This is a genomic window from Acrocarpospora macrocephala (assembly GCF_009687865.1).
Taxonomy (GTDB): domain Bacteria; phylum Actinomycetota; class Actinomycetes; order Streptosporangiales; family Streptosporangiaceae; genus Acrocarpospora; species Acrocarpospora macrocephala.
This window is the reverse complement of the sequence record NZ_BLAE01000013.1, coordinates 87,973-111,975: the sequence shown is the minus strand read 5'-3', so window position 1 is coordinate 111,975 and position 24,003 is coordinate 87,973. Positions and strand designations below refer to the sequence as shown.

Here is a 24,003-nt window from a genome sequence, read left to right as displayed (position 1 = left end):
GTCAGATTCGCGATCACCGGCTGCCTTGCAATTGCGAGATCCAGGCATCAGCGATTCAACCTGGGATTCAGCGAATGTCCGGCGGGTAGTTGAGCGAGATCCGCCTTAGTTTGTGGGTGAGGTGGACGGCCATCACGTAAGGGCCGTCCGCCCGGGCGGCCGCGATGATCGCTGGTTCGTGGGAGAGGAACGAGCGGGCCATTTCCGGACCGGTGATCTGCCTGTTGGACAGGCCGAAGACACGTGCTGCGGACATGTAGACCACTTGGGCTTCAAGCTCGTTGTGGGCGATCCGAAGGTCTTTGCACATGATGACGTCGCCGTTGAGGGTGGCTTCTTCGATCCATTGGGTGTCGGGGATTCGCTGGGAGTCGGATTTTCCATAGCGCTCGTCCATGGTCTCCAACTGCCAACCCTCTGCCCGCAGCATCTCGGGCACGATCCTTGACCCCAGCCCGCGATCGACGAAGAAGCGGAGCCCTGATGACTGCGCTTCGCCTGCCATCGGTCAGTTGGCCTCTTCGAGGGCGAGGATGTCGGCAAGCGAGAGTTCGTAGTCGTAGGCGAGGTCCTCGCGGCTTTCGCCGGCTTTGCGGCGGTCGAGGATGTCGGAGATTGGGATGCCACGGCTTGCCACGGTGGGCTGGCCTCCGTTGAGCCAGGGATCGACGATGACGTTGATGTCGTGGTAGCTGGGGAGCTGGATGGTGCGAATCCAGCCGTCCTGGTAGCTGACGCGCCGCAGGTAGTCCTGGACGACGCCCTGGAAGACGCCTTGCCCGCTGCGGATGACGACCAGGTTGCCGATCATGTCGCGGTCGGCGGGGTCGCCGGAGTGCAGGCCGAAGTCCCACAGGACCTCGGCGCCGTCGGTCTTGAGGCGTTCGCTGGCCAGCGCCTGCTCAAGCCCGACGTGTTCTTGCAGCCAGGTGACGGCGGGGCGGATGCGCTGCATCGGGACACCGGCGTGGGTGAAGGCCGCGACAATGTAGGCCTCGGCCAAGCCGACGAAGGGGACGCTGGGGCCGTTGGCACGCTGGCGTTCGACCGTGGTCACGACGGGGGCGGACACCATCTCCGAGCCGGTCAAGGTCTTGTACGCGTAGCCGACGGCCCAGTTCCGGAAGGTCGAGGCGGGTATGGAGAGGATCTTCGCGGCCTGGGTCTTGGTGTAGATCGGCAACGTGTGGTGCGGATCCAGCGTCGCTTCAGCGGTCACGGTCATCCTGGTCACCTCCTCTGCCTCGTTCAGCTTAGCGAAGGTCACGTTCCCGGGTTCTGAGTCAGGGATGCCGGAGCAATAGGCCATGGGCCGGAGCGATGGTCGCTCCGGCCCATGGTTTGTGGGTCACGGCCTCTTGGGGGCTGAGGTGTCGATTGGCTTCTTGGGGTTGAAGGTTGGGTCGGTGTCGGTCTTTGTGTTGATTTGGTCGGTGGGTGGGGGAGTGACCGTTACCGGGGTGCCGAAGGTGTCGACGTTCATGGCGACGCGCTGGCCGTTGTCGCTGAAGGTGACGACCAGGCGGCGGACTCGGCCTTGCTCGTCCACCTCTACCGTGCCTGAGGCTTCGTTGGATTCGGCTTTGGTGTCGTAGCCGGGCCAGTTCTGGTCCTTCAGGGAGAACGCGAAGCGCTGGCCGGTCCAGTCAGGGCCGGAAGCGGGGCCGTCCTCGCGGACGTCGGTGGCCAGGCGGAGTTTCTCCAGGGCGGCTTGGGGGTCCAGGGGGGCGAGTTTGACCAGCATGGTGGCCGCGGGGGCGTCTTTGATCGTTGCCTCGTCGCGGGAGAAGACGCTCCATAGGGTGGCGTCCTGAGGTCGGGTGTACATCGTGTCGCCGATGAAGCGGGTCTCGGACCTGCCGCCGGCTTCGGTGATGATGCCCAGCCGGTTGACGGGGTCGAAGGCGCCTTCGAAGGTTCTGGTGCCGGTTTCGGTGTGGATGCGGTAGCTCTCCTTGCTGGTGTTCTCGATCGCGGCGGCCACCTGGGCCTCGGCCGAGGGCTGGTTTCCGGGGACTACCAGCATGATCGCGGTCATCGCGGCGGCGATGCCGATCGCGGCGATCGACGGCACCAGGACTCGGATCCGCCTGGGCTTCAGCGCCGGCATGAGGTCGATGCCCGGGGGGCGGTCCTCGGTGGCTCTGATGAGCAGGGTGCGGAGTTCCTTCTCGGTCATGAACGGCTCCTCGTGTGGGTTTCTCACCGGACTGCACTCCCTTCGTCCTCGGTTCGGTTGACCACGATGTCGGGCGAGATCAGCCGCCGCATCGCCTGCAGACCGCGATGCGTGTGGGATTTGACCGAGCCCACCGAGCAGCCCATCAGCTTGGCGACCTCCAGTTCCGGCAGGTCCACGAAGAAACGCAGGACCAGCGCCGTACGCTGCCTGGCCGGGAGTTTCGCCAGCGCGTTCCGGACGTCCTCCGCCACGGCGCGGGACTCGCTCAGGTCACCGGAACTGGGCAGATTGGGCAGTTCAGCGCGCGGGATCTCCCGACGCCATCGGGCCCGCCACCATGATCGGTGGGTGTTGACCAGGATGCGCCGCAGGTAGGCGTCGGGCTCGTTGCCGGTGTCCAGCCGATGCCATACCTGGTACAACTTGCCGAGGCTGGACTGCACCAGGTCCTCGGCCGCGTGCCAATCCCCGGTGAGCAGGACCGCCGTTCTCAGATGGTGGTCACCCCGGCGCCGTACGAAGTCCACGAAATCCGCGTCCACCCGGTCTCCTCTCGTCGGTGAAAGCCACCCCTGACACGCCCTAAGTCCCACCCCAGGTTGACGACATTTCGGTCGATGATAGGAATCGTGGATCCGGAATGGTTCGCCGCGGTCGCGGCGCTGGTGGGCGAGTCCGCGGGGGATCTGTCGCTGGAGGAGCTGGCTGTACGGCTCGGCGATCTGGTGCGCGCGGACGAAGGCAATCTGGAGGCGCGGCGGCTGCTCGGCTGGCTGCACTGGTACCGCTATCAGGCGGGCGGCGATGATCGGGAGCGTTACGCGGCGGTCGAGATGCTGATTCGCTGTTTTGTCGCCGGTGATGACGAGTTGCCCACGCCCCTGCTGCCCGAGGTGGCCGAGCGGGCCTATCTCGCCGCCATGAATTGGCGCGCTCAGGCGCTCGACGATCCCGGGCGTGACATCTCCTACAGCATCCAGCTTTATCAGCGTATTCTGCGCGTCACACCGGATGACCTTGAATGGCGGGCGATGTGGCTGTCCGAGCTCGGGGTGGCGTTGCGGACGCGGTTTCAGCGCACCGGCGTACTCGCGGATCTGAATGCCGCGATCGAGGCCGGACGGGAAGCATTGCACGCCAGCCTGGCCGAGGACAGGGGCGAGTATCTCAATGATCTCGCCAACGCGTTCCAGAGCCGCTTCGAGCGCATTGGTGACATCGCGGATCTCAACAGTGCGATCCAGTTGCTCACGGAAGCCACGAACATCCTTGATGACATCGAATTGCCGATATATCTCAACAACCTGGGGAATGCGCTGCTTGCTCGATTCGGCCGTTCCGGTGGTGGGGAGGATCTCGACGACGCGATCCGCCATCTCGATCAGGCGTTGGCCCTCGCTCAGGCTGCGCCGCCGGAACTGCCGGCGGATCTGAACGAGATCATGCGCGCGCTGCTGGAGTCCACGGCCGGAAACGAACCAGACCTGCGTGCGGCGATGTTGTTCAACCTGGGGAACGTGTTGCTCGCCCGCTCCAGCCGTCCCGGCGCGGAGGCGGACCTCGACACCGCGATCGACCGGCTCACCGAGGCCGCCCAGGTCAGCGCCGCTGACCACGAGGATCGCGCGGCCATTCTCGCTGGCCTGGGAAACGCCCTGCTCATCCGGTTCGGCCGCACGGACCTGGCTGCCGCTGTCGACAAGCTGAGGCAGGCGGTCGACGCCACACCTGCCGACCATCCCGAACGCGCGGCCCGGCTCATCAACCTGGGCCGGGCCCTGGAGAGCCAGCCAGAACACCGCCGCGACTCGGTGTTCTCCGTCTACGCCGAGGCCGTGCGCACCGCCTCCGCCGCCCCGTCGGTACGGATCGAGGCGGCCCGATCCGCGGCCAGGATCGGACCACGGGCAGCAGAACTCATGGAAACCGCCGTCCACCTGCTACCCGAGGTGGCGCCACGCCAACTCGATCGAGAAGACCAGCAGTACGCGCTCGGCGGGTTCGCCGGACTGGCCGCCGACGCCGCCGCTCTCACACTGGCCGACACCAGGAACCCCGAACGCGCGAGCCGTGCCCTGCATCTTCTGGAGCAGGGCCGGACGATCCTGTTGAGCCAGGCGATGGACACCCGCAGCGACCTCAGCGATCTCCGGGAAAGCCACCCTGACCTGGCCGCACGGTTCGCCGAACTCCGTGACCTGCTGGACCGGACGCCCGCGACCGCCATCACCATCTCGTCCAACGTGCCACCCGGCGCCACGACGCGGGACCGCCACGCGCTGGCCGCGGAATTCAGCGCGCTCATCGCCAGGATCCGGCGGCTGAACGGATTCGCGGGTTTCATGAGCCCGCCGTCCACCGAGGAGATCCTCGCCGAGGCCGCGTACGGGCCGGTGGTGGTGGTGAATGTCAGCACGTATCGCAGTGACGCCTTGATTGTCACCACCGGCGGTGTCGTAGCGCATGAACTTCCCGATCTCACGCTCGAGATCCTGGTCCCCCAGATCAACACCTTTCACGAGGCCCTGCGCGATAAAGACCAGGAACGGCAGCTTCAGGTGCTGGCGTGGCTTTGGGAGGTGGTGGCCGGGCCTGTCCTGTCTGTGCTCGGACTGGGTCGGGATTCCCGTGTCTGGCCTCGGCTGTGGTGGGCGCCGGGCGGGCTGCTCGGCCTGCTGCCGTTACATGCCGCGGGCCGCCAGGGCGACTCCGTTCTGGATCGGGTCGTCTCGTCGTACACGCCGACCGTACGAGGCCTGCGCTATGCCCGCGAGCAGGCGCGAAGATCCGCGGGGACGCGGGCGCTGATCGTCGCGATGCCCACAACACCGGGCAAGTCCGGACGATTGTGGCAGGTGCCTGCGGAACGCGAGATGCTCCGCAGGCGCCTCCCGGGCGCGGTCGTGCTCAGCGAACCCCACCCAGGGCCGGCCCGCCCCTGGCGAAAGGACGAGTCGGACAAGCTGCCGACCAAAGCCAACGTCCTCGATGAGCTGCCGACCTGCTCGATCGCGCACTTCGCCTGCCACGGCACCAGCGATGCCACGAATCCCTCCCGGAGCAAGCTGCTCCTGCACGATCACGCGAGCGATCCCTTCACCGTCGCCTCGCTCGGGCCGGTTCGGCTGCGGTCGCCGCGGCTGGCGTACCTGTCGGCGTGCGAGACCGCCCTGACCAGCAACACCGAACTCGTCGACGAAGCCATCCACCTGGCCTCCGCCTTCCAACTCGCCGGATATCCCCATGTGATCGGCACCCTGTGGAAAGTCAACGACCGGGCCGCATTCGACATCGCCGACACGTTCTACGCCACTCTGACCGAGGGAGGCACGCCATCGCACGCTCTCCACCACGCTGTCCGCGCCGCCCGCGAGTACGCCCCTGGCGACCCTTCCCTCTGGGCCGCCCACGTGCACTCGGGCGCGTGAGCGGTTACCTGCGGGAATCGACGAGGGCGCGGCGGGTGGGCAGGTCGAACAGCCACGTTGCCCGGGCCGCCTTCAGGCCGTACTCGATGAGCAGGCAGGTCACCACGAGCAGTGCTGTCACGATGAGCGGGTATGTGGCGGCGAGTGCGGTTTGTGCGGCTGGGCTCGCGTGGGAGAGCGGGGCGGCCACGGCCATGTGCAGCAGGGCCAGGATCGGCATGTGGATGACGTAGATCGGGAGTGTGCGGCGGCCGAGCCAGGACAGGGCCGCGCCGATGTGGGTCCAGCGGGCCACCAGGGGGGCGGCGCTGAGGCCGAAGACGGTGGCGATCAGGGAGACTGCCGTCCAGATCGTGGGGGTTTGCTGGGTGGCGGTGGCGGCCATGGCCAGCAGTGCGATCGCGTACACCGCGCCTATCGCGCCGGCTCGGCGCCAGGTGGTGTGCTGGGTCAGGCGTTCGATGTGCGGGCGCAGGTGCAGGCCGAGCAGGAAGAACACGAAGTTCTGGAGCAGCGAGCCGCGGTTGCCGGGGGTGGCGATCAGGTCGGCGGCGGCCACGACCGCCAGCAGGGCGGCGGCGCCGAGCAGGATCGGCACCGGCACCCGCTTGAGCGCCTTGGCGGCGACGAAGTAGAGGGCCAGCGCGTACAGGTACCACAGGTTCGGCGGGGTGATCGTGAGCTGTTCGGCGAACTGGCCGAGGCTGCGGGCGCTGAGGGTGTCGAAGCTGGGGGTGAACCACAGGATCGCGGTGTGGATGAGCATCCAGACCAGGTAGAGGTAGAGGAACTTGGCGACGCGGGAGCGCACGACCACCCGCCAGGGGCGGTGGAAGGCGCTGACCGCGAACATGCCGGAGATGGTGAAGAACAGCGGCATCCGCAGGGTCATCAGCTGGTCGCCGAAGAATCCCCACATGGCCGGGATCGCCCCGCCCGCCTGCCAGTCCACCTGCAGGTAGTGCTTGTTGACCGTGTGCCAGAGCACGACCAGCAGGATGCAGACGCCCTTGGCGACATCCGCCCATACCGCCCGGGGGTTCTCCATCTCCATCACGCCCTTCTCGCTGAGTAGGGCAACTTTGTGCTGGTACGGAGACAATGAGGATGGCGGAATCCTCAGTGTGGATAAGTACGCTTTCGCGTGGTCAGCCGCGTGGGGCGTACATGATGACGGCGACGCCGATCAGACAGATCGCCGCGCCGATCACATCCCAGCGGTCAGGGCGGAAACCGTCCATCACGATGCCCCAGACCAGCGAACCCGCCACGAATACCCCGCCGTAGGCGGCCAGGATGCGGCCGAAGTGGGCGTCGGGCTGAAACGTGGCCACAAATCCGTACGCGCCCAGCGCCAGGATTCCGGCCACGATCCAAGCCAGGCCGCGGTGCTCGCGCCAGCCCTGCCACACCAGCCAGGCACCACCGATCTCGAACACCGCGGCCAGGGCGAACAGGACAAGAGAGCGAATGATCGTCATAGGACTATGTTCCCGGCGCGCATCCGCAGCCGCACCCGCTCGCTCGGGCTGCCCGGCGGCGTCGCAGCCACCACAGCGCGCCGGCGGCGGCCAGCAGGAGAGCGGCGGCCGCCAGCAGCCCTTGTTCCGCGATCGCCGCGCCGGCGCCGGTGAGAACCCCGGCGGCGATCAGGAAGGGCAGCGCACAGCACGCCGCACAGGCCAGCGCGGCCAAACCGGCGGCGATCTTGCTGCTTTTCGGGGGAGCGTCATTCACCCGCCCATGGCATGCACGGGTGCCTGGGCGAGCGTCGGGTGGTGTCATCGGGTCTGTTCCTCGGCGAGTTCGGCGTACGGCAGGGGGCAGTCGGCGCACGTGCAGTGGGTGAGGCTGTCGCAGCGGGCGGCCACCACCTGGTTGAGCGCGTCCCGGATGGTCGCCAGGTCGGCGATCCTGCGCTCGATCTCGGCCAGCTTGGCTTCGGCACGCTCGCGCAGGTCGGCGCTGGGATGCCCGCGACGGCCGGTCTCCAGCAACTCGGCCACCTCATCGAGCGTGAACCCGAGCCGCTGCGCGGCTTTGATCACCACGAGCAGGGTGACCGTGTCGGGCGGGTAGGTCCGGTGCCCGCCCGGGCTACGCTGCGGTTCCGCGATCAGCCCGCGACGTTCGTAGTAGCGCAAGGTCTGGACGTTGACTCCGGCCCGCTCAGCAACCTGCCCGGTGCGCAGCCGCCGCTCGATCTCGTACGTCATGAGGTCGCCGTGCCGAACAAGGCGGCGACCACGTCGTGTGCCTCAGCCGGGGCGGTCACCGTGAAGCGCATCCCGGCCGGGCCGACGCTCAGGGCGAAGGTGAAGAACGAGCAGCATGCGAACTCGGCCACGGCCAGCCGCGCCAACTCCACCGCCGTCCGCCCGTCCTGCGCGAAGGTCAGAGTGATCCCGCCATCGGCGGCTTCCCGTCCAGTGGCCTCACCGATCACCTGCTCCCACTCGCGGAGCCGCTCACGCATGGCCTCGCCACCTTCCAGGGTGCACACGATGGCCGGCTCGCCTTCCAAAACGGAAGCTGCCGGATCCCCACCGCCACCCAACTCGGCACCGAGACCAAGCCGCCGCGCCGCAGCGGCAAACCGATCATTAATCGACAGCAGCTCTGCCGGCGAGCAGCAGGCGCAACCGCCGCCCTGCATCAGATTCGACATCGGTAGACTCCAGCCCTTCGGTCCGTCGTACGTCGACCGTAAGCCTGTACCTAGGTACCGAATTCAAGTCGAATAGATGTGATCTGCATCACAGCCCACGCCGGTATTGACCAATTGTAATGCGGACAATTCGTGTCAACCTTCGCGAGGCGAGGGGCGTCTTGAATAGCGCCCCATATTGCCCGTGAAGGGAAGCACGTTGCGTCTCGCCTACCCGTCGCTTGCGGTTTCTCTCGCAGCGTCCGCGCTCATCGCCGCGCAGCCGGCCCACGCTGCCACGCCGATCGTCCAGTTCATTCGGGTTTGGTACGACAGCCCGGGCAAGGACTACCGCAGCAACAGCAGCCTCAACGCCGAGTATGTGATTATCAAAAACACCACGCGCAAGGTGATCGACCTCGAGAACTGGGTTCTCCGCGATGAGACCGGCTACAAATACATCTTCGGCCAGGTCACGCTGAGAGCCGGGAAACGCCTGGTTGTCCGTACCGGCCAGGGGACGGATACGGCCACCACCGTGTACTGGAACCGCAAGCAGTATGTCTGGAACAACGACGGCGACACGGCGACCCTCCGCAACGCCACCGGAAAGAAGATTGACACCTGCGGATGGACCAAACTCAAGCCCGGCTACACCAACTGCAACTGACGATGCCGGCTCTCTAGCAGTCGCAACTGCAATTGCAGCAGTCGCAGCAACCCGAGCACGCGTTGCAGCACTGGCCGCAGGCGTCGCAGCCACCGGGGTCGCACCGGTCACCGCCCGATTGGTACCGGTCCTCGTCCCACGGCGGCCGGTACAGCCCGCAGGTGCAGCAGGACGCCGACAGGCACAGCAGCGACAGCAGCCCGCCGGGGTCCGGCTTCAGCCGAGGATCACGCGGTGGCGCCTCGGGGCTCTCCTGCTCGGCCTCCCCGAAGATCCGGGCGGTGGCGCGGCCGGTCTCCCTGACCAGCAGCGCGTGGACCAGGTGGCGTCGCTCCAGGTCCAGTTCCGCCACCGCGAGCCGTAATCCGTGTACGGCGTCGTCGCAGTGCCGCCGCGCGGCCGCCAGATCCGTGCCTGAGGCGGCGAGCGGGTTGTAGACGCCATTCGCGCGGTCGCGGGCCAGGTCCTCGACGGCGTCCAGCAGGTGCGCCAGGCGGCCGAAGTATCGCCCGGCCTCCTCCAGCGCCTCCCGGTTGCGCGGATTTCCGGCCAGCGTCGCGGTGTGCCCGAAGGCGGCGGCGACCGCGGCCTCGGTGGGGGCGGTGAGCTGGAGCAGGCCCGCAGTGGGCAGGCGCTCCAGCCGGGCCTGCTCCCGGACCGCCCCCAGCAGCGGGGCCGGGTCGAACCGGAGCGCGGCGGCCGTGCCGGAACCGGCGGACGACCAGCGATCGGCCACCCGTCCCGCGCCGGCCGCCACCAGCCGGCGGGCGTAGAGGCCGTCGCCGTCCTCGATGTGGTCTCTGAGCTTGCCCGAGGCCAGGATCAGCGAGACCGCAGCCGCCAGCCGTACCCCCTCGGCCTCGACGACGTCGGCGCTCTTGAACCCGCGCAGAGCGCAGGCCGCCGCGCGCCGCCGAGGGGCGGCGGCCGGCGTCTGCGCCTCGGTCAGCACCGACACCAGCAGGCCGTCGTAGTTGGTCACCAGCCGGGCGGCGTGCCCATGCTCGTCCCTGAGCGCCAGGCAGAGCCCGCACAGATGCGCCATCCACTGCTTGAACAGTCCACCGCACATTCCGTGCCGGCATGGGCGAACGATCCCGAACATAGGCCCCTTCCCTGAACGTCTGCCGCTCAGCCTGCCAGGAGCCACTTGTCGCACACTTGCAAGCGGCGACGCCGGCGGGGCCCGGTAGATCGAGCCGGTTCGCACCCGGCAGGGCGTCAGGTGATCAGGCAGAGGGTGTTGCCTTCGGAGTCGGTGAAGGCGGAGATCCAGACCTCGGCGCCTGGGGATCCGAAGGTGCCGGTGCTGTCGGAGAAGATCAACTGGGGTTCTTCCACGATCTCCACGTTCAGGGTTTTGAGGCGGGCGGTCTCGGCGTGGATGTCGCTCACTCGCAGGTAGAGGCGTGCCGACGGTGCGGCCTTCTCGATCAGGAGGCGGGTGTTGCCCAGGTCGAAGAAGACCAAGCCGGGAGGGTCGTAGGTGGCGATGTGGCGCAATCCGAGGACATCTCGGTAGAAGGTGGTCGCCCGGTCGAGATCGTGGGCGCGTTGTGCGACCTGCCCGAGGGTGGATGGCTGCTCGTTCATCGCATCTCTCTCCGCCGGTCAAACTGCGTAGCAATGCTCTGGATATTAGACCCGTAGCAAAGCTATGTAAATTGCCGTTATGGACCACGACGTGGAACGGCTCGCAACCGACCTGCACTCGGCCGCGATACACCTCCTGCGCAAGGTGCGGGAGGTGGACTCCGAACTCGGTATCACGCCCGCCAGGCTGTCGGCGCTGTCGGTCGTGGCGCTGGGCGGCCCGCGTACAGTCTCGGAACTGGCCAAAGCAGAGCAGGTCGCGGGCCCGACGATGAGCCGCATCGTGGCGGCTCTGGAAGCCGCCGGTCTGGCTGTACGGCGCCCGCATCCGCAAGACGGGCGCGCCATGGTCGTGCACGCGACCGAGAAAGGCCGGTCTGTGATGGAACGCGGCCGGGCACGGCGGGTCGGTGTCCTGGCCGCGCGGCTCGAACGGCTTCCCGACGACGACCGGCGAACTTTGGAGCAGGCAGTGCGCCTGCTACGATCCCTCGTCACCAGAAACGACGACAGCTCATAGGCCCAGCGCGCCCGCGCGGTGCCCGGCCTGGAAGCGAGAGTCGGCGTTCAGCTTGGTCATCAGGTCGGCGACGCGTCTGCGGTAGGTGCGGAGCGACACGCCCAGCCGCCGGGCGGCGGTTTGGTCGGTGAGTCCGTCGGCGAGGGCGCGCAGGACCGGGCGGTCGGCGGGATCGAGGTGCGGGATCTCGGCGCGGAAGTAGGCGTCCAGGTCGGTGGCCGCATCCCAGGCCGCCGCGAACAGCGCGTGCACGCCACCGACCAGAGTGGGCGCCGTGGTCACGGTGTACTGCCTGCCGGTCGGCGTGGCCGCACCGGCCAGGATCATCACCCGCCGGTCAATGATGATCGTCTCGTACGGCAGCGGGCTGGAGCTGATCCGCACCCGCACGCCCTTACTCGCGATCTGGCGCAGATGCAGACGGTCCGGCTCGCCGATCAGTGCCGCCGGAGTGAACAGCTTTCGCACGGGGAGGCCGGTGGGGATGCGATTGGGTGCCGGTCGCCGCGACCAGGTGTCCAGGTCCACAGCCGCGCAGACGAACTCGTCGCGCACACCCTCGAACAAGTGGCCCGCCCGAAGTATCAGCTCCTGGTCACCGTGAACCGTAACGACCTCCATGCCGCCAGTCTGGCAGCAAGCTGCCACGCTGTCGCTTTCATGCCTGGCCGGTCGGCAGGCTGCGGCCATGACATTCCTTCTCGGTAGCGACCTGACGATCAACAGGCTGGGCTTCGGCGCGATGCGCCTGCCCACGGGCACTTTCCAGGGGCCGGTACGCGATCCCGCGACCGGCATCGCCGTTCTCCGCCGTGCGGTGGAGCTGGGCGTGAACCATATCGACACGGCCGGCTTCTACCTGCGGGGCGAGGTACGGGCCAACGATCTGATCCGCCGGGCGCTCGCGCCGTACCCGGAGGAGCTGGTGATCGCGACCAAAGTCGGGCCGCTGCTCGGCCCCGACGGCATGCCGAGCGAGGAGGCGGCCCCAGAGCAGCTTCGCGGGCTGGTGGAGGGGAACCTGCGCGATCTCGGCGTGGACCGCCTCGACCTGGTCTACCTGCGCGTCGGCGGGATGTCCGGGCCCGGTGGCGTCTCGATCGCCGACCGGTTCGCGGCGCTGGCGGAACTTCGGGAGGAGGGGCTGATCCGGCACCTCGGGGTGAGCAACATGGACGCCGCCCAGCTCGCCGAGGCCCGCGCGATCGCCCCGGTGGCCGCGGTCCAGAACGCCTTCCACGTGCACGATCGTGGCGACGCCGCGGTGCTGGCCGCCTGCGAGGAGGCGGGGATCGGATTCGCGCCCTTCTTCCCGCTGGGCGGCGGCTTCCGCCCGATCGACGCCACCAGGCTGGAGAAGGTCGCGGCCCGCCACGGCGCGACAACCGCGCAGATCGCGCTCGCCTGGCTCCTGGCCATCTCACCGGTGACACTGGCCATCGCGGGCACCGGCTCCCTCGCCCACCTGGAGGAGAACATGCGCGCCGACCGCATCAGCCTCACACCGGACGATCTCGCCGACCTCGGTTAATCGACATCGACAGCGGTGAGTCGCGATTTCAGGGCCCGTGCTCGATGATCACTTCTAAGCAGCTGGCATCTGGTCGCGTGGGGGATATAGGCGTTCGAGCCGATCGGCGTGAACGGCGTAGATGTAGGGGCCCGCGGTGACGGTGGCAGCGAAGATCGCTTTCTGGTTGGTCACAAATCGTTCGGCGTAGGCGGCGGAAGTGAGGTCGCCGCGGAACCACGAAGCATCGGGCCTGGTGTTCGATGACGGCTTCGATCTCGGCCTGCCGGTAGCGGATGCGTTTGTCCTTCATCAGTACGGCCCAGCCGAGCTTGGCGCTGTCCTCGATCCAGCGGGTGTCCTCGACCTTTTCGTCTTCGGGTACGCCGTAGTGTTCGGCCAGGGTGATCAGATCCCAACCGGCAGCGCGAAGCAGTCCTGGGACAGCTACTCGTCCCAGACTGCGGTCGACGAAGAACTTAGGCTGCTGCTCGGGTGGCGACACGGAGCGCGTCCTCGACTTCGTCTCTGCTGAGTCCGTACTCCTCGGCCACGACGTCGACCGGCTCGCCGGCTTGGAACAGGTCGATGACGTCTTCGAGTTTGGCACCGCCTCGGGCGAAGCGGGGGCGCCCGAACGCGTGATCGGCATCGACGCGCACGTCGGCGACCCGGTATTGCGGCAAAGTGATGACCTGGGCGTATCCGTCCGCGGCGAAGTCCACCCGGCGTAGGTAGCTGGCCACGATCTCGGAGAACACCAGTTGGCTATTGCGGACGACGACCAACTCTCGCGCGGACTCGTCGCCGACGTGCTCGGCGTAGTCGTAGAGCACCTCAGCTCCGTCGGTGAAAAGTCGTCGGCTGGCCAGGGCGTGCTCCAGTCCGAGCTCGCGCTGGAGCGCGTCGATGGCGGGTCTGATCCGCTGGAGGGGCACTCCCGCCTGCCGGAAGGCGGCCAGCGCGTATCCCTCGGCTAGGCCGATGAACGGCACGGACGCCTCATTGGGGCGGTCCGGTCGTGCAGCCGTGATCACGGGGGTGCCGTGGACGGTTCGGCCGTCACGCAGACGACGTTCATAACCGAAGGCCCACGTGGTGAAGGTTGACGGGGGTACGGCGAGATACCCCGCCGCTTCGGCGATGCCATACAGCGGTGTCGTGAACCGATTGATCGCCACACTCACCTCCCGTTTTGCCTCGCGATCTCAGCCGATTCTGTCACTTCAATGATGTCGCTCATCGGTTTAGCGGCCGATTTCGTCCCGGCGACCACGATGCTAACCGCTGCCTGCGGGGCACGGTCGCCGGTAGTATCGGAAGCCGATATCGGATTCGTCACCTCTTTGGTCAGGTCCGTGGACGGCTCGGGTGGGAAGGGCTGGTCTGATGCGGGAGTTTCTGCGTGGTGCGGTTCGGCTGCACATCCTGCATCATGCGGCCGAGCAGGAGATTCACGGTGCCTGGATGACCGAGGAACTGGCCCGGCATGGGTATGCGATCAGCCCGGGGACGTTGTATCCGACGCTGCATCGGCTGGAAGCCGACGGGCTGCTGGTTTCCGAGCAGCGCACCGTCGATGGTCGCGTTCGGCGGGTGTATCGGGCCACCGAGGCCGGGCATGCGGCGCTCGCCGAGGATCGGGCCGCGCTGGCTGAGCTGGCCCGAGAGGTCCTCCCCAAGCAGTCCTGATCGTCGTACGGCGTTCACCGTCCTGTCACGGGCGTATTGATATCGTCTGGCGATATCGGTCCTCGTAAGGAAAGAACCCCCACATGAGTCAGGAACCGCCCGCACCTCCCGGCCAAGCGTCGTGGCGGGAGGTGGCGCTGCTGTTCCTCAAGCTGGGGACCATCGCCTTCGGCGGGCCGGTCGCCCACACCGCGATGATGCGCCATGAGCTGGTCCAGCGCCGCGGCTGGGTCAGTGACCAGCGCTTCGTCGACCTGATGGGCGCCACCAACCTGATCCCCGGCCCCAACTCCACCGAACTGGCCATTCACTTGGGCTTCGACCGGGCTCGGTGGCGTGGCCTCATCGCCGCGGGAGTGTGTTTCATCCTTCCGGCCGCGCTTATGGTCACCGGGCTGGCATGGGCGTACGTGACCTACGGCCACACACCTGCGGTCGAAGGCATCTTGTATGGCATTGTCCCGGCGGTCATTGCGATCATCGCGCACGCTTTGCTCGGTCTGCTGCGCACCGCGGTCAAGAACATCTGGCTTGGCGTCCTGGCCGTCGCCGCTCTGGCCGCCTACCTGCTGGGCGTCAACGAGCTGCTCGTGCTCGCCGCCGGGGCCCTGCTGGCGGCCGCCGCCCGGATGCCGCGCCCATCGCGCGACCAGGCGCACGGCATGCTCGCCGCCCCGCTGCTCGCCGGCTCCCCGGTGTTCGGCGATCCCACCGGCGGCCAGCTGGTCCAGCTGTTCACGACCATGCTGAAGATCGGTGCTGTGCTGTACGGCAGCGGCTACGTGCTGCTGGCATTCCTGCGCGGCGACTTCGTCGAGCGGCTCGGCTGGATCACCGAGCAGCAGCTCATCGACGCGGTGTCCATCGGGCAGGTCACCCCCGGCCCGGTCTTCACCACGGCGACCTTCCTCGGCTACGTGATCGCCGGACCGATCGGCGCGTTCCTGGCCACGGTCGCCATCTTCCTGCCCTCATTCGTGTTCGTCGGCCTGCTGACCAAGCTCACCGACAAGCTGCGCTCGGCAGCGTGGACCTCCGCCCTGCTCGACGGCGTGAACGCCGCCGCGCTCGCCCTGATGGCCGGAGTGTCCTACCAGCTCGGCCTCACCGCGATCATCGACCCGCTGACGGCGGCCATCGCCCTGCTCACCCTGGGCCTGCTGTGGAAGACCAGGCTCAACAGCGCCTGGTACATCGCCGGCGGCGCCGCCATCGGCCTGGCCCACACCCTGCTCACCTGACATCGTGCGCATGCTCCGGCCGTTGGACAGCCCTGAGGTCGCCGAATAGCGTGGAAAGGGGGGAACATCATGGCTTCATACGACATGACCGGCAAGAACGCACTGGTGACGGGTGCGACGAGTGGGATCGGCAGGGCCACCGCGCTGATGCTGGCCGAGAACGGGGCCCGCGTCGCCGTCGCGGGACGGGACAAGGAACGCGGGATGGCCGTCGTCTACGCCATCCGCGCCAACGGCGGCGAAGCCGACTTCATCCCGGCCGACCTGCACGACGCCGCCAGCGCCAAGGAACTGGCCCACCGCGCGGCCGAAACCATCGGCCCCATCGACATCCTGGTGAACAACGCCGGAGTCGCCGCATTCGGCCCCACCGAGGACTTCCCGGAGGAAACCTTCGACGCGATCATGGCCACGGACGTAAAGGCGCCGTTTTACCTGGTAAGCGAGATCGCCCCAGCCATGGCGGCACGCGGCGGCGGCGCAGTCGTGAATGTGACCAGCATTTCGGGCAGCATCGGCATAGCCGACTCAGCCGCGTACGGCGCCGGCAAGTCCGCGCTCAACCAGCTCACCCGAAACTGGGCCGCCGAGTACGGCCGCAAGGGCGTCCGGGTCAACGCGGTCGCCCCAGGCCCGGTCCGCACCCCCATGGCGGACCGGTCCGGCGACATCCCGGACGCCCTCGCCGAACAGGCACCCGCCGGGTACGTGGCATCGCCGGAACAGATCGCCGCCGCGATCACCTACCTCGCCTCCGACGAGTCCAGCTACACCCAGGGCACCATCCTCGCCGTGGACGGCGGACGCAGCGCGGTCTGACATGGCTTCATGGACTTCGAGCTGAAAGGACTCAGTCCAGAAGGCCGAGATATTGGGCGAGACGGCCCTGGACCTGGGTCACTTATTCCTCCAGGAGTTGCCGGATCGCCTCGGCACGGTGGTCAGCGAGTTGCCGGGTCTCTTCGACTAGATCGTCGACACCGCTGGGCTCGTCATCGGGCAGGGGATTGTGTTTGGCCCACTGGCGCAACGGTGCCAGGCCTGAACTCAGATCGGGCAGCGGCGGTCCACTGGCCAGGTCGAGCCGCACCTCGCGCTGGTTCTGCTTGATCGCCTCTTGCATGGGAGGATTCAGACGCTCTTTCCTGCTTGGTACGGACGCGAAATCAGATGGGGATGACCCGAGGCAGCCGTGGGGAGGCGTACCAGTCTGGCTTGTATTTGCGCAGCAGGGCTTCGCCGTCGCGGTTCCAGTCGAAGTCCCTCTTCTTCAGGAGCGTACGAAAGACCTGGCTGGCCTTGGCTGGGTCATGTGCGGCGAGCCGGCGTAGCGGGACCGGGGTGACATCATCACCACGTAGATAGTGAGTGATCAGGTCACGATGGCGTCGACGGGCCACCAGCTCGGGGTTGGCGAAGGACTCCTGCGCCACGTCGAACTCCACGTAGAAGGCGAGCCCGTCTTCCTCGTCGAAGATGACGCCGACCATCGAATCGGCCGGGAAGTCGAAATCGGGCAGATCGGGGTTCTTCCATGGTCCCCCTTTGGATCCCGCCCGCTCGTAGTCGTGCCGATAGAAGGCGAGCATCTTCTGCCGCACCTGACTCCCGTGTATGACGATCAGGTCGCTTCCATACAGGTCGATGAAGGAGTCCCGCTGCTCGGCCTGGAGTTTGCGAGCATGTGCGAGCTTGTCGGGGTTGCGGAAGACCGCCTTCGGGTTGCGCATCTGCAGTTGCCGTACTCCGGACAAACCTTGTCCGCGTCCTGCGCGGGGAAGGCCATGGAGGCGCCGCTCATCATCCAGTCGCCCCCGACAGGCACGATGCCGCCTACCAGCACGACACCGGGAGTGAGCCTCTCGACGCCTTCGGCTCCCATGTTGGACCGGATACGATAAGTGAGCTCATCGACATGGTTGAAGGCGACGACGCCGTCCGCGCCATACGGCTCCTTGATCTCGAACGTGCCCTGGACGTAGTCCCGCCATGACAGCAGCAGCGCGCGGTCCGCACCGGAGAACCTTTCGGCGAACAGCTCAAGGATGTTGTCCCCGTGCGGCAAACGACCGGTGTAGACGAACGACTCCAGTGCCGCCGAGAAGATCGCCTCGTCGTCGACGACACCATCCGGAAACGCACCCACGATGACATCGGTGATGGCGCGGCCGAACCGCGGAGACTGGGCGAACACCATCAGCTCACCCTTGAGGTCGCCGGCCAGCTGCATTTGATCCATGACGCCTAGTTCTCTTCACCTGTCCGACCCCACACGATATCGGGCCGGGTGCCATCTCTGGATGGTCGTAGGAGGTCTCGGGTGCGTACTGGTCTGATCAGAGGTTTGATCCGGTGCCAGGTGCCGCGGCACGTGGGGTGATGCGGGACTGGGTGAGGCGGTATTGGGACGGGGGGATGCCGTAGCAGTCGATGAAGGCCTGGCGGAGGGTTTCCGGGGTGCCGAAGCCGGAGCGGGTGGCTATGGCGGGCATGGGGAGGGTGGTGGAGGTGAGGAGGTGGGCGGCGGCTTCGGTGCGGGCCAGGCGGACGAACTTGCCGGGGGGCTGGCCGAGGTGTTTGAGGAACAGGCGGGTCAGGTGGCGTTCGCTCACGCCCGCGTCGGCGGCCAGGGTGGCGGCGGTCAGGTCGGCGTCGGGGTGGGCGGTGATGTAGTCGACCACGCGTTTGACCAGGCTGTTGGCGGGTGAGGGCGGGGCGGTGAACATGCTCATCTGGGCCTGGTTGCCTGGGCGCTGGAGGTAGACCACCAATTGCCGGGCCACGGTTCTGGCGAGGTCGGGGCCGTGGTCCTCTTCGATGAGGGCGAGGGTGAGGTCCAGGGCGCTGGTGACGCCGGCCGAGGTGTAGACGTTTCCGTCCCGGATGAAGATGGGGTTGGGGTCCACGTGGACGTTCGGGTGGCGTGCGGCGACTTGGTCGGCCCACCGCCAGTGGGTGGTGGCTCGGCGGTCGTCGAGGAGGCCGGCGGCGGCCAGGATCATGGCTCCGGTGCAGACGGAGGCCACGCGGCGGCTTTCCCGGGCCAGCCGGCGGACGTGGGCGAGGAGCAGCCGGTTGGCGGCCGCGTCCTCGCTTCCGATTCCTCCGGAGACGAGCAGGGTGTCGAGGGGGCCGGTGACGCGTTCGAGGGTTTCGCTGGTGTGCAGGGTCACGGTGGGGCCGCAGTCGATGGGGCGGCCGCCGGGGGTGACGAAGCGGACTTTGTAGTAGGGGGAAGCGCCTTGCACGTTCGCGGACTCCAGGGCCGAGACCACGCAGGCGATGTCCAGTAGCTCTGCGGCGTCGTATCCGACGACCACGAAATGCCGCTCGCTCATGGCTCGACTCTAGGCCGGAAAGACCGGGTCCCCAAGATTCCGGACCAGCCTGGGCGCCTTTCTTGGACGTGCCCGCCTCCGGTCGCATAGTCGGACCATGACAGCGACGAAAGCGCGCAGCGGATGGCTGCGGTTCACCCTCCACTACGTCGAGATGATCATCGCGATGTTCGTCGGCATGTTCGCGCTGGGATTCCTCCAGTCCGCCGTCGGGCTTAGCATCTCCCACACTGAGTACCCTGACCTCGGCTATCTGGTGATGGCCTGCAATATGTCCGTCGGGATGGCCGTCTGGATGCGTTTCCGTGGGCACGCCTGGTGGCCCACCCTGGAAATGTGCGCCGTCATGTTCGCCCCCGCCGTTCCCCTGTTCCCTCTGCTCTGGCTGGATGTCATCGGCGGTGGAACGCTGATGATCGTCGCGCACATCGCGATGTTCCCCCTCATGCTCGGCGTGATGCTCCTTCGCCGTGCGGAGTACACCCACCACGCCCACCGAGGTGCTAGAGCCACCGAGGCGCTGTGACATCCCGTTGCCGGCGACCGGTGGCCCACGCGGCCAAGGCGGGCAGGGTGCCGGTTACCGGGATCGGGTGGTCGGCCGGGCGGACGTCGTAGGTCTCGGCGCCTGTGCGCAGGGAGAACGACGGCACGTCCCGAGCCGCCCAGGAGGAGGTGACATCGTCGAGGAGGCGCCGCAGGAACTCCTCCGGCAGCTCTTCGAATCTGCCCCCGTTGTCCAGGTCGATCGCGTGCAGCCACACCTCCCGGGCGCGCATCCAGGCGGTCTCCGTCGCCGGGACCGCCCGTCCGCGGATGGTACGCACCTGCTGTGACCAGCGCGAGGGCGCGAGATCCCGCCATTCGACGTTCAGGTGTACGGCGGAGTGCTCGGCGAGGTTGCGCAAGGCGTTGGGGCTGAGCGTCGCGCCGAACTCGATCTCGTGATCGCGGTCGGCGGGCGAGGCGTACATCGGGGTTTCCACGCCCGTGGCCGCCCAGTTGACGAGCCGGGACAGGGCGCGCGCGTTGTAGCCGACATGGGCGATCACGTGGCTGCGTGTCCATCCGGCGAGCAGCGAGTCCCCGCCGAACTCGCCGTCGGGGAGTTCTCTCAGCTTGCGGAGGAAGTAGGCCGTGCCTCTCCTCGCGAGGAGCAGATCCGCGAGGATCGCCGGATCCGAGGTGCGGTCGACTCGCGCGCCCACGGTCAGCTTCCGACGACGTTGCGCAGGGACCCGAGCCCGTCGATCTCGGTCTGGACGACGTCGCCCGGCCGCAGGTAGACGGGAGGTTTGCGGGCGTGGCCGACGCCGCCGGGTGTGCCGGTGGCGATGACGTCGCCGGGCGCGAGGGGCAGGAACCGGGAGATGTAGGTGACCAGCTCGGCGGGGGAGAAGACCAGGTCAGACGTTACCGAGTCCTGCATGAGCTCGCCGTTCACGGTCGTGCTGATCCGCCCGTGGGTGAAGGCCGTCGTCAGGTACGGCCCGAGCGGGGTGGTTCCGGCGAAGTTCTTCCCTGGCAGCCACTGGGTCGTGTGGTACTGGAAATCCCGCAGCGTGACGTCGTTCATGATCGTATATCCCACAATCTCGGCATCCCAGCCCATGACGACCGCCAGTTCCGCCTCCCAGTCCAGGTGCGTGGAGTGCGAGGACCACCGGATGGGATCAAAGGGACCGATCAGCGTCTCCGGGTATTTGGTGAAGAGCGTCGGATACGCGGGCAACTCACGACCCATCTCCAGGATGTGGTTACGGTAATTCAACCCAACACAGATGATCTTGCTTGGTCGCGGAATTACCGGCGCCCACTGCGACGGTTCGAGTTCCGCCAGGGGGATCGTGGGGCCGCCCGCATTGTCCGCGAGGTCCCGCCAGCCCGGTCCACTCGCCAGCAGCGTCCCGACATCATCGAACGATTCGATGACCGTAACGTCGTGCTCGCCGACGACAACGGGCGCGGTTCCCGTGCCGGTTCGGATGGTGCCGATCTTCACGAGCCGTCCTCCGGGATGAACGTACGAGAAAAACCGAGCCGGTCGATGATCGGCCCGTCGTTGAAACGGAACAGGTCAAGCGGCGTCTCGGCCTGAAGCGACCACGAAACCCAGGAAGGAACGACAAAAAGGTCGCCTGTTGACACCGACCGCTCTTCGCCGCCGAGGACGACCGACCCGCTGCCTTCGAAAACCTGCCAGACCGACGAGCCGACCTCGTGGCGCGTACGCGTCCGGGTTCCCGCTCGCAGCCGGTGGAACTCCGCGCGAATCGTCGGCATGACATCCCCGCCCGTCGTCGGATTCACGTACCGGATCGCGGCGTGCCCCTGCTCGACCGTCGCCGGATGCCCCTCGTCCTCAAGGGCGAGCTGCTCGGTGAGCGCCGCGTCGGTGTGCTCCCAGCGGTACGCGGCAAGCGGCGACGATATCCGGGGATCCAGCTCCGACATCGGGCGCAGCCCGGGATGCGCCCACAGCCGCTCGCTGCGCGACACCGCGGGCGACGCCTCATCGGTGACACGCTCGGAACCGAACTCGAAGAACCCCACATCGGTGTAGCGCGAGAACGGAATGTCCAGTCCGTCGATCCACGCCATCGGCTGGTCGGTGTCGTTGTGATGGCCGTGGAAATGCCACCCCGGCGTCAGCAGGAAGTCACCCCGGCGCATCGCGACCGGATCCCCGTTGACGACCGTCCACACCCCCTCGCCTTCGACGACGAACCGGAACGCGTTCTGGCTGTGGCGGTGCTCCGGCGCGGTCTCGCGCGGCCCCAGATACTGGATGGCGCACCACAACGTCGGCGCGATGTACGCGGTGCCCGGCAGGCCCGGATTCACCAGCGCGATGGCACGGCGCTCCCCGCCTCGCCCGACCGGCACCAGGTCACCGGCACGTTCGGCCAGGCGATGCAGGGTCGACCACCGCCACACGTGCGCCTTCGCCGACGGCGCCGGCACCAGGGGCATGAGGTCGTTCAGCTGAGTCCACAGGGGCGTGAGATCGTTCGCCTCGAAGTCGGCGTAAAGCTGCTTCAGCGCCGCTTCGTCCGGTTCTGCGGTCATATCAATCCTTCCCATTGGTCAGCGAGCGCCGTACAGCCAGTCGCTGTAGCGGAAATCTTTGGTGTCCCTGCGTCGCATCAGCTCGTTGCGCAGGAGCCGGCCCAGTCCGTCGGTGTGCCAGATGTCGCCCCAGACGCGGGCCGAGTTCTGGACCAGGGTGGCCTGGGGTTCGCGTTCGCCGACGACCTGGTCGAAGATCGACGGCCAGTCGTTCGCGGCCGGGATTCCGTCGTGGTGGTCGAGGGCGCGGCCGATCGTCGCGGCGTCCTCGATGGCCTGGCAGGCGCCCTGGGCCAGATATTGGAGCATCGGGTGGGCGGCGTCGCCCACGAGCAGGGTCGAACCGCGGCGCCACTGCGGTGTGGGCGTGCGGTCGTACATCGGCCAGCGCCGGTCCCGCCACAGGTGGGCGACGCCCTCCTGGACCTCGGCGCAGCATTCGGCGAAGGCGGTGTCGAGTTCGTCCACGCCGCCCCACTCCTCGTGCCCGGCCGCGAAGCGGGGCGAGCGGAAGACCGCGACGTGGTTCAGCATTTCGCCGTTGCGCAGCGAATAGCGTACGAAATGGCAGCCAGGACCCAGCCAGGCCACGACGTCCTCGAACGTGTCGTCGCCGCGGGGCAGGGTGCCGCGATAGGCGACGTATCCGGACGAGACAGGCTGATCGCCGACGATCGCGTCGCGCACCCGGGAGGTCAGGCCGTCCGCCGCGATACACGCGTCGGCCAGCCACGTGGTGCCGTTCGCCACCGAGACGCTCGCCCCGTCGAGTCCGTCGGTGACGGACTCGACCTCGGCTCCGGTGATGAGCTCCACCCCGGCCGCCCGGGCGGCGTCCAGCAGAATGGTGTGCAGGTCACTGCGGTGAATCACGATGTACGGCGCGCCATAACGGGCCCGGAACTCCTCGCCGAGGTCCTGACGGGTCAGCTCCGAGCCGTCGACGGCGTCCTTCAACACGATGCTGCGAGGTTCGTAACCCAGCCGGAGCGTCTTATCGAGCAGCCCCCACTGGGCCAGAATCCTGGTGGCGTTGGGGGCCAGCTGAAGCCCGGCGCCGACCTCGCCGAATTCGTCGGCGCGCTCCAGCAACGTGACCTCGACCCCGCCTAATCTCAGCGCGAGCGCGGCCGTGAGACCACCGATTCCCCCTCCGACGACGATGACCGGTCGCCTATTTTTCTTCACAACAGAATCCCTCGTTTGATATCCATTGCGCCGGTAGCGGTCTCCACCTAGGCGTCTCCGCTGGCTCACAGAATCAGTGTTCCTTGGCCGGGCTTTCGCCGCACTTGAAGCGCGTTATTCTTCTGGGGTGCAGAAGAACTACATCCAGCGGCCGCCGTACCCGATTGCCTCGGTGGACAACGCGCTGCGCATCCTGCAGATCCTTCGCGATCAGGGCAGCGTCCGGCTGACGGATATCGCCACCGATCTGGGTGTCGCCGTGTCGACCGCGCACCGGTTGATGGCGATGCTCGTGTATCGGGGGTTCGCCATCCAGGAGGACTCCAAGCGTTACGCCCCCAGTCCGGTGCTCGGGGTGGGAGCGGTGAGTTCGACCTGGCACCGCGAGGTGCGCCAGGTGTTGCAACCCGCGCTTGAGGCGCTGTGCGCGCGCTTCGACGAGACGTCGAACCTCATGGTCCGGGTGGGAGCGCACGTCCGGTTCCTGTACTCGGTCGAAGCCACGGCCATCTTGCGGGTCGGGGATCGGGCCGGGTCCGTCCTCGCCGCGCGATCCACCTCCGGCGGGAAAGCGCTGCTGAGTTTCCAGAGTCCCGATTACCTGGCGCGGCTTTATCTGGGCAATGGGACCGCCGAGCACCGGCTTTCCCCGGCCGAATTCTCCGAACTCCTCAATGAACTCGCCACGGTGCGGGCGCGGGGTTACGCCACCAACCGCGAGGAGTCCGAGAGCGGGCTCGGCGCGATCGGCCTGCCCGTCCTCGACTCCGCCGGCCGCCCCCTCGCCGCGTTCTCGCTGGCCACCCCGATCTCACGATTCGACCGGTTGCTGACCCCCGATTCGCTGGCCCACCTGTTCGAGGCCCAGCAGGACATGACGAGGGCGCTGCGGGATGCCGGGCTTGAGCAGCCCGACTCCCACTGA

General features: G+C 67.4%; 31 protein-coding genes. 9 read left to right on the top strand and 22 right to left on the bottom strand.

Annotated features, from left to right (window positions below):
* Positions 1 to 67: 67 nt before the first annotated feature.
* The 4 genes from Amac_RS13065 to Amac_RS54845 form a co-directional block, all read right to left on the bottom strand.
* On the bottom strand, positions 68 to 505 hold the full coding sequence (locus tag Amac_RS13065) for a PIN-like domain-containing protein (protein ID WP_281356280.1): 438 nt from the start codon (positions 503 to 505) through the stop codon (positions 68 to 70).
* 3 nt (positions 506 to 508) lie between these two features.
* Positions 509 to 1,225, bottom strand: a complete 717-nt coding sequence (locus Amac_RS13060; protein WP_170322463.1) for a DUF433 domain-containing protein — start codon at positions 1,223 to 1,225, stop codon at positions 509 to 511.
* 123 nt (positions 1,226 to 1,348) lie between these two features.
* Positions 1,349 to 2,179, bottom strand: a complete 831-nt coding sequence (locus Amac_RS13055) for a hypothetical protein (protein ID WP_155354612.1) — start codon at positions 2,177 to 2,179, stop codon at positions 1,349 to 1,351.
* A 23-nt stretch (positions 2,180 to 2,202) separates the two neighbouring features.
* Positions 2,203 to 2,724: a SigE family RNA polymerase sigma factor gene (locus Amac_RS54845; protein ID WP_218041050.1), complete on the bottom strand. Its 522-nt coding sequence runs from the start codon at positions 2,722 to 2,724 to the stop codon at positions 2,203 to 2,205.
* A gap of 87 nt (positions 2,725 to 2,811) precedes the next feature.
* Between Amac_RS54845 and Amac_RS13045 the strand changes: the two genes are divergently transcribed.
* On the top strand, positions 2,812 to 5,610 hold the full coding sequence (locus Amac_RS13045) for a CHAT domain-containing protein (protein WP_218041049.1): 2,799 nt from the start codon (positions 2,812 to 2,814) through the stop codon (positions 5,608 to 5,610).
* A gap of 4 nt (positions 5,611 to 5,614) precedes the next feature.
* On the opposite strand, the gene Amac_RS13040 is transcribed toward Amac_RS13045, so the two are convergent.
* The 5 genes from Amac_RS13040 to Amac_RS13020 form a co-directional block, all read right to left on the bottom strand.
* A complete protein-coding gene (locus tag Amac_RS13040) occupies positions 5,615 to 6,664 on the bottom strand; it encodes an acyltransferase family protein (RefSeq protein WP_155354610.1) in 1,050 nt (349 codons plus the stop codon).
* A 94-nt stretch (positions 6,665 to 6,758) separates the two neighbouring features.
* Entirely contained in the window at positions 6,759 to 7,091 is a 333-nt protein-coding gene (locus Amac_RS13035; RefSeq protein WP_155354609.1) for a YnfA family protein, read from the bottom strand.
* 4 nt (positions 7,092 to 7,095) lie between these two features.
* Positions 7,096 to 7,347 carry a mercuric ion transporter MerT gene (merT, locus tag Amac_RS13030; protein WP_155354608.1) on the bottom strand — a complete coding sequence of 84 codons (252 nt, stop codon included), beginning with the start codon at positions 7,345 to 7,347 and terminating at the stop codon, positions 7,096 to 7,098.
* 44 nt (positions 7,348 to 7,391) lie between these two features.
* Positions 7,392 to 7,826 carry a MerR family transcriptional regulator gene (locus tag Amac_RS13025; protein WP_174900167.1) on the bottom strand — a complete coding sequence of 145 codons (435 nt, stop codon included), beginning with the start codon at positions 7,824 to 7,826 and terminating at the stop codon, positions 7,392 to 7,394.
* Positions 7,823 to 8,086, bottom strand: coding sequence for a hypothetical protein (locus Amac_RS13020; protein WP_155354607.1), 264 nt, complete (start codon positions 8,084 to 8,086; stop codon positions 7,823 to 7,825). Before Amac_RS13020 ends, Amac_RS13025 begins: the two co-directional genes overlap by 4 nt.
* A gap of 376 nt (positions 8,087 to 8,462) precedes the next feature.
* Between Amac_RS13020 and Amac_RS13015 the strand changes: the two genes are divergently transcribed.
* Positions 8,463 to 8,927 (top strand): lamin tail domain-containing protein, encoded by a 465-nt coding sequence (locus tag Amac_RS13015; protein ID WP_155354606.1) that lies wholly within the window; start codon positions 8,463 to 8,465, stop codon positions 8,925 to 8,927.
* A gap of 13 nt (positions 8,928 to 8,940) precedes the next feature.
* Here the strand turns inward: Amac_RS13015 and Amac_RS13010 are convergent, their stop codons facing one another.
* Positions 8,941 to 10,032: a DUF5685 family protein gene (locus Amac_RS13010; protein WP_155354605.1), complete on the bottom strand. Its 1,092-nt coding sequence runs from the start codon at positions 10,030 to 10,032 to the stop codon at positions 8,941 to 8,943.
* 116 nt (positions 10,033 to 10,148) lie between these two features.
* Entirely contained in the window at positions 10,149 to 10,520 is a 372-nt protein-coding gene (locus Amac_RS13005) for a VOC family protein (protein ID WP_155354604.1), read from the bottom strand.
* 79 nt (positions 10,521 to 10,599) lie between these two features.
* On the opposite strand from Amac_RS13005, the gene Amac_RS13000 reads away from it, so the two are divergent.
* The gene (locus Amac_RS13000; protein WP_155354603.1) at positions 10,600 to 11,040 is read left to right on the top strand and encodes a MarR family winged helix-turn-helix transcriptional regulator; all 441 of its coding nucleotides are present in this window, start codon (positions 10,600 to 10,602) and stop codon (positions 11,038 to 11,040) included.
* On the opposite strand, the gene Amac_RS12995 is transcribed toward Amac_RS13000, so the two are convergent.
* Positions 11,035 to 11,661: a helix-turn-helix transcriptional regulator gene (locus Amac_RS12995; RefSeq protein WP_170322461.1), complete on the bottom strand. Its 627-nt coding sequence runs from the start codon at positions 11,659 to 11,661 to the stop codon at positions 11,035 to 11,037. The two genes, Amac_RS13000 and Amac_RS12995, sit on opposite strands and share 6 nt — an antisense overlap.
* A gap of 67 nt (positions 11,662 to 11,728) precedes the next feature.
* Here Amac_RS12995 and Amac_RS12990 point away from each other — a divergent pair, with 67 nt between their 5' ends.
* Entirely contained in the window at positions 11,729 to 12,571 is an 843-nt protein-coding gene (locus Amac_RS12990; protein ID WP_155354601.1) for an aldo/keto reductase, read from the top strand.
* Between the two features lie 28 nt (positions 12,572 to 12,599).
* Here Amac_RS12990 and Amac_RS57890 read toward each other — a convergent pair whose 3' ends face one another.
* Positions 12,600 to 13,055 carry a PIN-like domain-containing protein gene (locus Amac_RS57890; RefSeq protein WP_170322460.1) on the bottom strand — a complete coding sequence of 152 codons (456 nt, stop codon included), beginning with the start codon at positions 13,053 to 13,055 and terminating at the stop codon, positions 12,600 to 12,602.
* Positions 13,030 to 13,731, bottom strand: a complete 702-nt coding sequence (locus Amac_RS12985; RefSeq protein WP_170322459.1) for a DUF433 domain-containing protein — start codon at positions 13,729 to 13,731, stop codon at positions 13,030 to 13,032. Before Amac_RS12985 ends, Amac_RS57890 begins: the two co-directional genes overlap by 26 nt.
* 208 nt (positions 13,732 to 13,939) lie before the next feature.
* Between Amac_RS12985 and Amac_RS12980 the strand changes: the two genes are divergently transcribed.
* From Amac_RS12980 to Amac_RS12970, 3 genes are all read left to right on the top strand, one after another.
* Positions 13,940 to 14,242, top strand: a complete 303-nt coding sequence (locus tag Amac_RS12980) for an Rv3488 family transcriptional regulator (protein WP_155354599.1) — start codon at positions 13,940 to 13,942, stop codon at positions 14,240 to 14,242.
* An 83-nt stretch (positions 14,243 to 14,325) separates the two neighbouring features.
* Positions 14,326 to 15,483 (top strand): chromate efflux transporter, encoded by a 1,158-nt coding sequence (chrA, locus tag Amac_RS12975; protein WP_155354598.1) that lies wholly within the window; start codon positions 14,326 to 14,328, stop codon positions 15,481 to 15,483.
* A gap of 69 nt (positions 15,484 to 15,552) precedes the next feature.
* On the top strand, positions 15,553 to 16,302 hold the full coding sequence (locus Amac_RS12970; protein ID WP_218041048.1) for an SDR family NAD(P)-dependent oxidoreductase: 750 nt from the start codon (positions 15,553 to 15,555) through the stop codon (positions 16,300 to 16,302).
* Between the two features lie 82 nt (positions 16,303 to 16,384).
* Here Amac_RS12970 and Amac_RS12965 read toward each other — a convergent pair whose 3' ends face one another.
* The 4 genes from Amac_RS12965 to Amac_RS12950 form a co-directional block, all read right to left on the bottom strand.
* On the bottom strand, positions 16,385 to 16,606 hold the full coding sequence (locus tag Amac_RS12965) for a hypothetical protein (RefSeq protein WP_155354597.1): 222 nt from the start codon (positions 16,604 to 16,606) through the stop codon (positions 16,385 to 16,387).
* Between the two features lie 43 nt (positions 16,607 to 16,649).
* A complete protein-coding gene (locus Amac_RS12960; RefSeq protein WP_155354596.1) occupies positions 16,650 to 17,084 on the bottom strand; it encodes a hypothetical protein in 435 nt (144 codons plus the stop codon).
* A gap of 20 nt (positions 17,085 to 17,104) precedes the next feature.
* Positions 17,105 to 17,713: a hypothetical protein gene (locus tag Amac_RS12955; RefSeq protein ID WP_155354595.1), complete on the bottom strand. Its 609-nt coding sequence runs from the start codon at positions 17,711 to 17,713 to the stop codon at positions 17,105 to 17,107.
* 106 nt (positions 17,714 to 17,819) lie between these two features.
* Positions 17,820 to 18,821 carry a GlxA family transcriptional regulator gene (locus Amac_RS12950; RefSeq protein WP_155354594.1) on the bottom strand — a complete coding sequence of 334 codons (1,002 nt, stop codon included), beginning with the start codon at positions 18,819 to 18,821 and terminating at the stop codon, positions 17,820 to 17,822.
* A gap of 97 nt (positions 18,822 to 18,918) precedes the next feature.
* On the opposite strand from Amac_RS12950, the gene Amac_RS12945 reads away from it, so the two are divergent.
* The gene (locus Amac_RS12945) at positions 18,919 to 19,347 is read left to right on the top strand and encodes a hypothetical protein (protein ID WP_155354593.1); all 429 of its coding nucleotides are present in this window, start codon (positions 18,919 to 18,921) and stop codon (positions 19,345 to 19,347) included.
* Here the strand turns inward: Amac_RS12945 and Amac_RS12940 are convergent.
* The 4 genes from Amac_RS12940 to Amac_RS12925 are packed head-to-tail and all read right to left on the bottom strand — an operon-like array spanning position 19,325 to position 23,078.
* Positions 19,325 to 20,029: a maleylpyruvate isomerase family mycothiol-dependent enzyme gene (locus Amac_RS12940; protein WP_155354592.1), complete on the bottom strand. Its 705-nt coding sequence runs from the start codon at positions 20,027 to 20,029 to the stop codon at positions 19,325 to 19,327. The two genes, Amac_RS12945 and Amac_RS12940, sit on opposite strands and share 23 nt — an antisense overlap.
* A 2-nt stretch (positions 20,030 to 20,031) precedes the next feature.
* Entirely contained in the window at positions 20,032 to 20,823 is a 792-nt protein-coding gene (locus Amac_RS12935) for a fumarylacetoacetate hydrolase family protein (RefSeq protein ID WP_155354591.1), read from the bottom strand.
* Positions 20,820 to 21,890 (bottom strand): cupin domain-containing protein, encoded by a 1,071-nt coding sequence (locus Amac_RS12930; protein ID WP_155354590.1) that lies wholly within the window; start codon positions 21,888 to 21,890, stop codon positions 20,820 to 20,822. Before Amac_RS12930 ends, Amac_RS12935 begins: the two co-directional genes overlap by 4 nt.
* A gap of 18 nt (positions 21,891 to 21,908) precedes the next feature.
* A complete protein-coding gene (locus tag Amac_RS12925; protein WP_155354589.1) occupies positions 21,909 to 23,078 on the bottom strand; it encodes an FAD-dependent monooxygenase in 1,170 nt (389 codons plus the stop codon).
* 127 nt (positions 23,079 to 23,205) lie between these two features.
* Here Amac_RS12925 and Amac_RS12920 point away from each other — a divergent pair, with 127 nt between their 5' ends.
* Positions 23,206 to 24,003, top strand: coding sequence for an IclR family transcriptional regulator (locus tag Amac_RS12920; RefSeq protein WP_170322458.1), 798 nt, complete (start codon positions 23,206 to 23,208; stop codon positions 24,001 to 24,003).